General features: G+C 26.4%; 13 protein-coding genes. All 13 read left to right on the forward strand.

The window, feature by feature from the left end:
• Positions 1–204: 204 nt before the first annotated feature.
• The 13 genes from GOM42_RS02830 (at position 205) to GOM42_RS02890 (ending at position 12,384) form a co-directional block, all read left to right on the forward strand.
• On the forward strand, positions 205–1,254 hold the full coding sequence (locus tag GOM42_RS02830) for an AEC family transporter (protein WP_003449992.1): 1,050 nt from the start codon (positions 205–207) through the stop codon (positions 1,252–1,254).
• A gap of 326 nt (positions 1,255–1,580) precedes the next feature.
• A complete protein-coding gene (locus GOM42_RS02835) occupies positions 1,581–2,579 on the forward strand; it encodes a 2-hydroxyacid dehydrogenase (protein WP_011009879.1) in 999 nt (332 codons plus the stop codon).
• Positions 2,580–2,874: 295 nt separating this feature from the next.
• A complete protein-coding gene (locus tag GOM42_RS02840; protein WP_011590236.1) occupies positions 2,875–4,425 on the forward strand; it encodes a sensor histidine kinase in 1,551 nt (516 codons plus the stop codon).
• Positions 4,425–5,093 carry a response regulator gene (locus tag GOM42_RS02845; protein ID WP_003471331.1) on the forward strand — a complete coding sequence of 223 codons (669 nt, stop codon included), beginning with the start codon at positions 4,425–4,427 and terminating at the stop codon, positions 5,091–5,093. Before GOM42_RS02840 ends, GOM42_RS02845 begins: the two co-directional genes overlap by 1 nt.
• 80 nt (positions 5,094–5,173) lie before the next feature.
• Positions 5,174–5,353 carry a hypothetical protein gene (locus GOM42_RS02850; protein ID WP_003450214.1) on the forward strand — a complete coding sequence of 60 codons (180 nt, stop codon included), beginning with the start codon at positions 5,174–5,176 and terminating at the stop codon, positions 5,351–5,353.
• Positions 5,354–5,510: 157 nt separating this feature from the next.
• Positions 5,511–6,041 carry a hypothetical protein gene (locus GOM42_RS02855; protein ID WP_003461219.1) on the forward strand — a complete coding sequence of 177 codons (531 nt, stop codon included), beginning with the start codon at positions 5,511–5,513 and terminating at the stop codon, positions 6,039–6,041.
• 470 nt (positions 6,042–6,511) lie between these two features.
• A complete protein-coding gene (locus GOM42_RS02860) occupies positions 6,512–6,652 on the forward strand; it encodes a hypothetical protein (protein WP_003471247.1) in 141 nt (46 codons plus the stop codon).
• Positions 6,653–7,177: 525 nt separating this feature from the next.
• A complete protein-coding gene (locus tag GOM42_RS02865; protein WP_057230765.1) occupies positions 7,178–7,819 on the forward strand; it encodes a manganese efflux pump MntP family protein in 642 nt (213 codons plus the stop codon).
• A gap of 460 nt (positions 7,820–8,279) precedes the next feature.
• A complete protein-coding gene (locus tag GOM42_RS02870) occupies positions 8,280–9,470 on the forward strand; it encodes a transposase (protein WP_334212211.1) in 1,191 nt (396 codons plus the stop codon).
• Positions 9,471–9,631: 161 nt separating this feature from the next.
• The gene (locus GOM42_RS02875) at positions 9,632–10,045 is read left to right on the forward strand and encodes a hypothetical protein (protein ID WP_003449951.1); all 414 of its coding nucleotides are present in this window, start codon (positions 9,632–9,634) and stop codon (positions 10,043–10,045) included.
• Positions 10,046–10,355: 310 nt separating this feature from the next.
• Positions 10,356–11,471 (forward strand): 4-hydroxybutyrate dehydrogenase, encoded by a 1,116-nt coding sequence (locus tag GOM42_RS02880; RefSeq protein ID WP_003450095.1) that lies wholly within the window; start codon positions 10,356–10,358, stop codon positions 11,469–11,471.
• Positions 11,472–11,479: 8 nt separating this feature from the next.
• Positions 11,480–11,668, forward strand: coding sequence for a hypothetical protein (locus GOM42_RS02885; RefSeq protein WP_003471345.1), 189 nt, complete (start codon positions 11,480–11,482; stop codon positions 11,666–11,668).
• Positions 11,669–11,703: 35 nt separating this feature from the next.
• Positions 11,704–12,384: a TrkA C-terminal domain-containing protein gene (locus GOM42_RS02890; RefSeq protein WP_003449949.1), complete on the forward strand. Its 681-nt coding sequence runs from the start codon at positions 11,704–11,706 to the stop codon at positions 12,382–12,384.
• Positions 12,385–12,396: the final 12 nt, after the last annotated feature.

A 12,396-nucleotide genomic window follows, 5' to 3' on the forward strand; every position in this document is an offset into this window, starting at 1 on the left:
GTTTTAAGGGCTTTTTTTAGTTTTTAATAAATTTTGATTTTGTTAAATATTTAACTTAAATAACTTAAATAATTATTTAAAAACTTAAATAAATTGTTTGAAAAGGGCAAGGCTTGTACAATAATTCTTGTGAGAAGAAATTTCGACAAAAATCAACATAACTTTAAATGTTAAAAAAAACACAAAATAGGAGGAAGGTTAGTAATGTTAGAAATCATTCAAAAAACACTTACTGATAATGCAATCATAGGTGCAATATTTTCATCAATAGCAATTATATTCTTAGGATTTTATATTAGAAAAAGAAATATATTAACAGGGGCTGCATCTAAAATATTAACTAAGGTTGTATTAACAGTTGCAATTCCAGCATTAGCATTTACTTCATTCATGAAAGATATTAATCAAAAAGAATTACATGAAGGTATTAATATTCTAATATGGGGATTTGTAATTTACATATTATTAATTGTATTAACAAAGTTTATATTTGCAAGAGTTAAAGGGGACAAGCAAGACGTATTTAGAGTACTTACTATATTTGGATCAACAACTTTCTTTGGAGTTCCAATAGTTAAAGCAGTTTATGGTTCAGTTGGAGCTATGTACTCATCAATATTTAACATAGCATATAGAGTTTTCTTATATTCATATGGATACATCAAAATGTCAGGTGTAAAAATGGACAAAGAAAACTTAAAGAAAAACTTAAAAGAAATGTTACTAAATCCAGTAATTATAGCTACATTCTTAGGATTATTTATATGGTTATTCCAAGGTATGTTACCACAAGTTCAAATAGGTGATAAGAGTTATGCATTCTTAAGAATAGATCAAACATTACCTTGGTTATATAAACCACTTACATACTTAGATAAATTATGTTCACCACTTGCATGGTTAGCTATAGGTATTACTTTAGCAGAAGTACCATTTAAGCAAGCTGTAGGACAAAAAGAACCTTGGGTTTACAGTTTAATAAAAATAATATTAGTTCCAGTTATAAACTTAGGATTATTAGTAGTATTAAATAAAACAGGTATATTACCAGTTTCATTTGAAGGAATGGCTACTACAGTTATAATGTTAGCTACTCCAACTGCTACAGTGGCAGCAGCTTACGCAATAAGTTTTGATAAGGAAGCTTTATTAACATCAAACTGTTCATTACTATCAACAGTGGTTGCCGTAGTAGCAATGCCATTCTGGATAGTAATATTACAAATAATCAAAAACATAGGATTATTCGCTTAATAATATAAGCATTTAAAAACTAACAAACTTTTTAAAACTAAAAACATATTTTTCATATTAAATATAGTTCAATAATTATTGAATTTCGTGGAGAATTTCTATTCTTTATTCCATAGATTCAGCTAAAGCTCAAAAACTTGCTTCGCTTCAAACAGTTTTCGCTTTTTAACGCTGAATCTATTCCATAAAAAATGAAATTCTAAGCACTCATTCAAATATTATTTCACTTATATTTAATATGAAAAATTTAATTAGAAATTTAAATTAAAAGGATAAATAGAGATTTAAATAAAATAAAAAGATGGGGAAAAGAGGAGGTTTTTCGTATGATAAAATTAGTATGTTATGGAGTTAGAGAAACAGAGGTACCATACTTCCATAAGTTAAATGAAGAGTTCGGATATGATTTAACTTTAGTTGAAAAAAACTTAAACCATGAAAATGTAGAGGAAGCTATAGGGGCTGAGGCTATAATGGTAAGAGGAAACTGTATGGCTGATAGACAAAACTTAGAACTATTAAAGAGTAAGGGTCTTAAATATGTTTTAACTAGAACTGTTGGATTTGACCATGTTGATTTAGATGCTGCTAAGGATTTAGGATTACAAGTTGCTAGAGTACCAGGTTACTCACCAAATGCTATAGGAGAATTAGCTGTGAGTTTAGCTATGATGCTTTTAAGACATACAGCATACACTACTAATAGAACAAGCAATAAAAACTTTGTAGTAGATGGATTTATGTTTAGTAAAGAAATAAGAAACTGTACAGTTGGAATATTAGGAGCAGGTAGAATCGGATTAACAACTGCTAAATTATTTAAAGGGCTAGGAGCTAAGGTTGTAGCATATGATGTATTCCAAAGTGATGCTGCTAAGGAAATAGTTGAATTTATGCCTTTAGATGAAGTTTTAAAAGTTTCTGATGTAATATCAGTACATATGCCATATATAAAAGGGCAAAATTATCACATGATAAATGAAGAATTCATATCAAAAATGAAAAATGATGCTATTATAATCAACACTGCAAGAGGAGAATTACAAGATATAGAAGCTATAGTAAAAGCTCTTGAAGAAGGAAGATTAGGTGGATTTGGAGCTGACGTTTTAGAAGGTGAGTCAGCAGTATTCTTCAAAAACTTAGAGGGACAAAAGTTAGAAAATGAATCATATGAAAAATTAATAAGCTTATACCCAAGAGCTTTAGTAACTCCTCATATGGGTTCATATACAGATGAGGCTTTAAGAAATATGATAGGAATATCATATGAAAACTTAAAGGAGTATTTAGAGGGAAATACTTGTAAAAATGCAATAGCATAATAAATAGAGTATCTTTAAATTACTTTAATTAAGGTTAAAATTAAATAAGTTTACTAACAAAAGAAGTATATCAATAATTATGTTCTTAAGAAAATATAATCTATATTTTCTAGAGCTATAAATTATGATATACTCTTTTTTTATGAGATTTCCTAAGTTTAATTTAAATCTAAAATATATTTAAAAATTAAAAAAGTTGAAAATATGGGTTTAGAAAAAAGATTAGTGAAAAGTTAAAAATAGAATTGGAGTAATCTTTACAATATGATATAATTCCTTCACGGTGGTGAAAAATATGAAAGTAAAATTTGAAAATAAAATATTATTATGGGCTATACTTATAACTTTCATTCCACTAGCATTATCTTTTACTTTATTTATAGAAGATAAGCTTTCATATATGGATGAAGATGTAAGAAATACCTTAAAAGAGACTGCTTTTAGTATAAGTGAGATTCCTTTTATTCAGGAGGATCTTAGTAATGGAGAAATAAACTCAAGAATACAAGAATATACCAAACATTTTATTGAAGCCATAAATGATGTTGATATTATTGTTGTTGCTGATATGAGAGGGGTTAAGTATTCTCATTTAGATGAGAAGCAAATAGGACAGGTATTTGTTAATGAGGATAAGAAAGAGGTTTTAACACAAGGAAGTAGTTATTATTCTTTGATGAAGGGCTCTATGGGAGAAACTTTAAGGTGGTTTCAACCTGTAATGTACAATGGAAAACAAGTTGGTTTTATTATGGTAGGTAAATATTATAATGAGATTCAACTTTTAACCCATAAGACTTTAATAAAATATATGGGACTTTTTATTTTAGTTTTTTTAATTACTATATTAATATCTAAACTTTTTGCTAGAAAGGTTAAAAAGGCAATTTTGGGAATGGAACCAGAAGAAATTGCTGCCTTATATAAAGAAAAAAAGATAATATTAAATACAGTAAGCGAAGGTATTATTGCCTTAAATAAAAATAATGAAATAACAGAGATAAATGATAATTGCTATAAGCTTATAGATGGGTTTTCAAAGTATAAGGTATTGAAAAAATTATTACCTTATATAGAAGAAAATAAACCTGTAGAAATGAAAGAAATTATACTTCAGGGGAAGAAGGTATTTGTAACTATACAACCTATTATGAAAAAGGGTGAATATTTAGGTTCTGTAATAACTTTAATGGATAGAAATGATATTAGAAAAATTGCAAAAGAGATAACTGGAGTTGATGAGGTTGTTAAGAATCTAAGAGCTAATGTCCATGAATTTAGAAATAATCTACATGTAATTTTAGGATTAATTCAACTAGGTGAATATGAAGAAGCTAGAAAATACATATTAAAAACTCAAAAGGTTCATGAAAATAACTCTTTAAAATTTTCAAACGTAGAGGATTATTACGTGAGAGGATTACTTTTAAGTAGAGAGTTAGTTGCTAAAGAAAGAGGAGTAAACTTTATTCTAACAGAGGAATCATTTTTATTTGGAAATCATAATTATGTTGATTCCTATGATATTGTTACTATTTTAGGTAACTTAATAGAAAATGCTTTTGATTCTTGTGTATGTTCAAGTAGTTATAACAAGGAAGTTGAGGTTACTTTATATGAAGATGATGAAAAGATAGAATTGCAAGTTAGGGATAATGGGAAACCTATAGATAATAATATAAAGGAAAGAATATTTGAATTAGGAGTTTCCTCAAAGGGAGAAGGAAGAGGAACAGGATTATCATTAGTTAAGAATAGAGTTGAGCTTTATGATGGTTGTATTGATATTGAGGAATTCAATGAAGAGAAAATATTTATTATAACTATTTTAAAAGGAGAAAAATAATGGGAAAGAAAATACTTATAGTAGAAGATGATCCAATGGTGGCTCTTATTAATAAAAGATTTTTAGAAAATATGGGCTTTAAAGATATATTAGGACCAGTACAAACTGAAGAGGAAATAATAAAGGTATTAGATAAAGAAAATATTGATTTAATTCTTTTAGATGTATATCTTCCTAAGAAAAATGGTATTGATATATTAAAAAGTTTAAGATACAAGAAGTATTTAACTGATGTAATAATGATAACTGCTGCCAATAGTGTTGAAGAGGTGAAAAGAGCCTTTGCTTATGGGGTAACTGATTACTTAGTTAAGCCCTTTGAATTTGAGAGGTTTGAGGAGGCTATAAATAAGTATAAACAAAAAAATAATCTTTTAAATAAGAGAGAGGCTTTAAGTCAGCAGGATATAGATGTTATTTCAAAATCTTTAGAGGAAAAGATTGAATTACCTAAGGGATTAAATCAAAAAACTTTAGATAGGATAATGGAGTTTTTAAAAGAAAACCAAGGGAAGGTTTGGACACTAAGAGAAATAGCCTATGAGTTAAAAATAAGCAATGTAACAATAAAAAAATATATGGATTACTTAGAGGATGTTAAAAAGGTAAATGTAACACTAACTAGCGGGAATGTTGGGAGACCTGAATATAAATATACTCTAGGCTAATAAATAAATAGTTTCATAGAAAATATTTCCTGATTTGTATAGTATAATTATATTAGAAATACTTATTAGGAGGGGATAGTGTGGAATATAACAAGCATAGATATTTAGGATTTTTAGGATTACTTTCACTAATTGGACTTAAGGGATTTACAGGAGGAAATGCCCTATGGTATATTTTCTTTCTTAATTTCTTATGGTTTACACTTTTTTATGAGAACAGTTGGTTATATGTAGGAGCTCCCTTTAAGTTTAATAAATAAAATATTTTTGTTTATAGTATATTTTCTTAATTAAAAGAGCTTAAAAATAAGTTTTGTAATTTTTCCTTGGGGAAACTATACTATAATTAGATGAAGATGCAAATCATACACATTTGCATTTAAAAAAACACATGAAAAATAGGTGGGGGAGAAAAAAATGAATAAAAGAAAGATTGTTGCTAGTATTTTAACGACCTCTTTATTAGTTACATCGCTGGTTGGGTGTGTTGGATCAAATAATAAGGCCAATACAAGTAGTAATGATTCAAAAGTTCAAGAAAGTGTTGAAAATCAAAGTGATTTTAATGATTTAAGAACTTATGTAGGAAAGACTTACAATGAGGTTTCAGAAAATAAGGGAACTGGAAATGAAAATATAGAAGAGGTTGCAGGAAAAAAAGTTATTGTTTCCTCAAGCTATTCTACAAGAATGTTTAATTATAATGCAAACTTAATACTAGAACTTGATGATTCAAAAAATATAAGTGCAGTAAGTGTTCACTTTAAAGGAATAGAGCCAGAAAATATATTAGAAAACATAAAGAAGGTATTAGGTGAGCCGAAAATTAGCAAGGATAAGGAAAATGGTGATTCTAAAGTTTATTCATGGGAAAAAGATGGATACCAATATAAGCTTTCACAAGTTGGAGAAGAAACTATAATCACTGTAAATAAGAGTGCTATTTAATTTTTAATATTTAAAAATAAGAATAGCATATATAAGTATTGATTTTAGATAGAACTTTAAGTATGAAGTAATGGCTATAAAGTAAAGAGTTATCTAAAATAAAACCTAAAATAAAATTATGGTAGAAATGTAGAGAATTAAGAGGTTTATAGTTTTAGACTATAAATTTCTTAATTTTTTTATGCTTTAAAGATAATAATTCTAATAAAATAAATAATAGTTTATTAGAATTATTTTTATTTTAGAGGGTTTTTAAAAATAGTGCAGGATATGGCTTAATATACAGAAAACATATTGAGTATTAGGTAAAATAAGAAATTTCAACTTTAAATCATAATAAATGAGACTTTATTAATTTTTACAAAGACCTAGCTTCAGAGTAACATGGGGGTAAAGGTAAGGATAAATTTAATCCAATATCTTTAATATAAAAATTTACCTATGCAATAAAAAATAAGGAGGAATTTTATATGTCAAAACACCATAGAATAAGTCATTGTGATTCAGAACATACAATGAAAATAGAAAAAGAAAAAATGGCCGAAGTAAGAAAAGAAGAAGAAAAAATGGCTAATAAATTTAAATGTCATGAAAAATCTTGTGGTAAATAATTAAGTTCATAAACCTAAAAGTCAAAGCATGTTATGTAAGGATAGAGATAAATTTATTAAATAGTAAATTAATCTCTATCCTTAAATTTCTTAATAAGAAATGAATTTTTAAGAGTTAGTCAATTTAACTTTTCATATAAAAAATCAATACTACACTAATTGAAATTATAATTTTCATAAAAGTTTGTTATGGATATTTTAAGATGTTATATAAAAATAAATATAAAATTAGTGAAATAAATTTACTTAAATTGGAGTAAAATATAAAGAACATATTTATGTTAATAAATTTTAATAGTAATATACCATTGATTTATGCAAATATTTATGATAAAGTTTTAAAGTATTTAACAAACTTTGTTTCCATATGAGGGAGTAGTTAGCTCAAGTTGAATGAGTGATTAAGTCAACAAATTGACCAAAGAGCTTTGGTCTGGCTTAATCTTAAATAGCGAGACTTATATGCAGTTTTTTGCTGCATATAGGTCTTTTTTTATAAAGTTTTTATAAGTAGGAGGATATATTATGAGTATTTTATCTATTGTTTTAACTGGTTTTGGCCTTGCTATGGATGCTTTTGCCGTATCAGTTGCTAAGGGAATAACCCTTACTAGAGTAAAAGCTAAAGATGCATTAAAAGTTGCTTTATTCTTTGGAGGATTTCAAGCGCTTATGCCTTTAATAGGATGGGGAGCTGGGAGATATTTTGCAGATTATATAAAAGCCTTTGATCATTGGATAGCATTTATATTATTAAGTTTCATAGGTGGAAAAATGATTTTTGAAGCTTTAAAAGAAGATGATGAAGAAAAAGCTGAGGTTGCAGTATCAATGGAAGTTAGCAAAAATAAAGAAAGAGAATTTGCTAATATGAAACGCAAAGAGGAGCTAAGTGCTAAAAATATTACAGTATTAGCTATTGCAACTAGTATTGATGCCTTAGCAGTTGGGGTTAGTTTTGCATTCTTAGGTATTTCTATAGTTCAAACTATAATAATAATTGGTATTATAACTTTTGTTTTATGTTTTTTAGGGGTAATAATAGGTGAAAAATTAGGAGATATATTTAAAAACTATGCTGAAATAGTAGGTGGAGTTATATTAATTCTTATAGGTATAAATATATTGTTAGAACATACAGGAATTATTGAAAAGTTATTTTCTTAGTATCATAATTAAGGTAAGGATACATATATAACTTTATCTTAGGTTGAAACTTAAAATCACTATTTTTTAAACAAGAGAAAAAATATTACTTGTAATAATACATTAACAAGTGATATAAATATATAGGTAGATTTTAGAATAATAATTTTAATTAAATATATTTGTGTTAAATATGGTTTAGAGTTATAAACAACTAAGGAGATGCTCTCTAGTTACTAAAAATACAATCAAATATATTCTTATATTGTATAATATAGTCACAAAATGATGTGATTATATTAATAAACACTATAGACCAAAAGAGTTTGCAGAATTATTATTTATACACTAGTTTCAACTTCTGATCTAAAAGGTGATTTAAAAAATTAAATTGAATTTCTTAGATAATACGCTAATACTAAAGGAATAATATTAGATGAAGTTATTGAGAATTTAAAAAAGATTAGAGAGGATGAAGAAGTTGAAAAGATCATACAAGATAGAGATTAATCCTACACAAGAACAGAAAACAAAAATACACCAAACTATTGGTGTATCAAGATTTGTCTATAACTTTTATATTGCTCGTAACAAAGAGATTTACGAGAGAGAAGGAAAGTTTGTTAGTGGTATGGATTTTTCAAAATGGTTAAATAATAAGTATATTCCTAATAATCAAGAAATGAAGTGGATTAAAGAAGTGTCTTCAAAAGCTACTAAACAAGCTATTATGAATGGAGATAAAGCTTTTAGAGATTTCTTTAAAAAAGCTAAAGGCTTTCCAAGATTTAAGAAAAAGAAAAATCAAGATGTAAAAGCATATTTTCCTAAAAATAATAAGACTGATTGGACTTTAGAAAGACATAAAGTTAAAATACCAACTTTAGGATGGGTAAGACTAAAAGAGTTTGGTTATATTCCAGTAAATTCAATAGTCAAAAGTGGTACAGTAAGTCAAAAAGCTGATAGATATTATGTATCTATACTGGTTGAAGAAACAGCTATAAAAATATCTAATGGCAATACAGGTATAGAAATATTTAATCACAATAATGAAGGCGTAGGAATTGACCTAGGTATTAAGGAATTTGTAATATGTTCAAATGGTAATAAATTTAAAAATATAAATAAAATATCTACTGTTAAAAAAGTAGAAAAGAAATTAAAAAGAGAGCAAAGAAAACTTTCAAGGAAATATGAAAGTTTAAAAATAAGAAATAAAAAAGAAAAAGGAGGAAATGTTACTAGTCAAAATATTCAAAAACAAGTAGTCAAAGTACAAAAACTTCATCAGAGATTAGCTAATATACGAACTGATTATATAAATAAAATAGTATCTTCGATTATAAAGCAAAAACCAAGCTATATAACAATTGAAGATTTAAATATTAAAGGAATGATGAAGAATAAGCATTTATCTAAAGCTATTGCAAGTCAGAAGTTCTTTAAATTTAAAACTAAGTTAACAGTTAAATGCAAAGAAAATCATATAGAACTTAGAATAGTGGATAGATTTTATCCATCATCAAAGACTTGTAGTCAATGTGGAAAGGTTAAGAAAGATTTAAAACTATCAGATAGAATTTATAAATGCGATTGCGGATTTACTATTGATAGAGATTTAAACGCAAGTATTAATCTTAAAAATGCTAAAGAATATAAGATAGCTTAAAATCAAAAGCACTTATATATGTACGGAGGGCTAACTTCGGAATTTAAGCCTTTGGAGAGCCATAAAAAATCGTAGTAGCTTAGGCAAGGCGAGGCTTTATGAAGAAGGAAATTTCTCAATATGGATATTTTTGACCATATTTTGAGTAGCAGGTAATTTACATGTACGTTGCATTTGGAAACAGAGTGTTGGATAGTGAAGAAATAAAAAAAGAAATAGAACTTAATACTGATGCCAGAGTTGTAAGTGATTTATGTAAGAGCTCAAAAAGAGAAGATATAATTGCTTTTAAGTTAAGCATAGATATGGATATCTTAAGAGGTCTTATGAAAGAGAATTCTGATCTTAAAGATTTAAATGATGAAGAGTTATTTGAAGATTATTTAGATTTAGCAGAAGAGGTTGCTGGAATGATATTTGAATACATGCCAGAAGATGCTATATTAGATATAAGATCATATAAATGGGATATGTCTTACAATGATGTAAAATTAATAATGGTAATGGCTCATGAAGATCTTGGAATAGCTAAGGTTAATGATGTTATGAAGAGATTATTAAGACAAGTAGATTAATTTTAAATGGTGCAATAAACTTTCAAATTAATTTTTATAAAATAAGTTTTATATGAATTAGATAATTAAAATCTATAAATGTTATTTGTTTTTCTAACATTTATAGATTTTTTTATTGTGTTTTTAATAAAGGAATTTATGAAATATTTATTGGAAATACTTTTGGTTGTAGAAAAAATATAAAATTTAGTATAATAAAATTATTAATTTGTTGTGAATAAAAATTAAAGAATAAATGAAGGTTTTAATTCATGTAATTTTTATAGGTACGATTAGTTAAAATATTTTAGTGATTTAGTAGGTGATTAAGATGAAACTTTTAAGTTTAAATACGGAAATACTAGGTTTTGATACTTCTTCTGAATTTGCAAAAGAATTAAATTTAAATGAAAAAGACCTAGTTTTTACAAACAGAAGAATATATGAAGGAAGTTTTAAATCTTTAGATTTAAAATGTAATTATGTCTTAAAGGACAAATATAATTTCAATGAACCTAATGATGAAATTATAGATGAAATTTTTAAAGATATAAAAAATATAGATTTTAATAGAGTTATAGCTATTGGTGGAGGATCAATTCTAGATGTAGGTAAACTTTTAGCTTTAAAAGATGTAGATAGTACAAAGAAACTATTTAAAAGAGAACTTCCTATAATAAGAGATAAGGAGCTTATTATAGTTCCTACAACTTGTGGTACTGGTAGTGAGGTAACAAACATATCTATTGTAGAAATAAAGAGTGAAAATACTAAGTTAGGTTTAGCAGTAGACGAACTTTATGCAGACAAGGGAGTTTTAATTCCTGAACTTTGTAAAACAATGCCTTATAAAGCTTTTGTTTATAGTTCTATTGATGCATTAATACATAGTATAGAAGGATTTTTATCTCCAAATTCTACTCCATACACAGATTTATTTGCCTTTAAAGCAATTGAAATGATTTTAAGTGGATATAAAGAGATAATAGAAAAAGGTGAAGAGTATAGAAATACTATAATGGATAAATTTTTAATTGCAAGCAATTATGCAGGAATAGCCTTTGGTAATGCAGGAGTTGGTGCAGTTCATGCCTTATCTTATCCTTTAGGAGGAAAATATCATGTTCCTCATGGAGAGGCAAATTATCAATTTTTAATGGCAGTATTAAATTTCTACAAGAAAAACAATGGAGATGGAAAAATTAGCGAATTAACAAAATTAATAAGCAGTATTATAAATGCAAAGGAAGAGGATTGTTATTTAGAGTTAGAAAACTTATTAAATAATCTTATTAGAAGAAAAAATTTAAAAGAATATGGTATGACAATTGATGAAATTGAAAAATTTTCTCAAAGTGTAATGAAAAATCAACAAAGATTACTTAAAAATAATTATGTATCTATGGAAATAAAAGATATGGAGGAAATTTATAAATCTCTATATTAGGAGGCATTATGAAATTTTTTAGGATGATTTTAATTGCTGGAGAAGTTTTGCTTGTAATTTTGTTGATTTTAGGTATTGTGTTTAAAGTAGCTGAATGTGAAAAGAAGGATAAAAGTTTAAGTAATATTAAAGAACAACATATTAAATTGGATGATGAACAACAAGAAAAATTACTATATTGTAGTATTATCAGATAATAATTTTAAATAGTTAATGGGAAGGAGAGGTACTTGTGGTTTTAGTACTTACATTTATTTTATTTTTAATGATATTTTTAATAATAGTAGATTTCTTTGCTATATTATTTAGACTTACAGGGGTGCCAATAGAAAAAGCCAGATTTCAAGTTACATCTCTTTTGACAGGAACAGGTTTTACAACAAAAGAAAGTGAGATAATAGTTCAACATCCTACTAGAAGAAAGCTTGCTATTTGGCTTATGGGATTTAGTTATGCCAGTACAGCAACTATTATATCTTTTGCAGTAAATATAATAACTAGTAGTGTCATAGATGTAGGTTCCATAGCTGTAATTGTTCTTTTTATTATATTTGTTTTGTTTTTTCATAAAAGTTCTTTATTAGAAAAGTTTGAAAATAAAATTGAGAAATTTATTGTTCAATCTAAAATTTGGGACAAGATTAATTCAAAGCATTTAACTTTAATAACTAACACTAAAGGCTTTGGAGTTTATGAAATATATCTTTCAAACAAGGCAACACTTATTGGAAAGAGCATAAGAGATAGTGATCTTAAAGCAAATGAAATAGAAGTTTTAAATATAGATAAAGGGGATAAGTTTGTTAATTTCCCAACTCCTGATTATACTTTTGAAGTTTGTGATAAGGTAACAGTGTATGGTAATGTAAAAAATATAAAGGCTATGTTTAAGCATATAAATGAAGTTAAATAACAAAATGGGCGT

Origin of the sequence: Clostridium sp. 16K-1-R1, assembly GCF_023921145.1 — a bacterium.
In the GTDB taxonomy this organism is placed as follows: Bacteria; Bacillota; Clostridia; order Clostridiales; family Clostridiaceae; genus Sarcina; species Sarcina perfringens.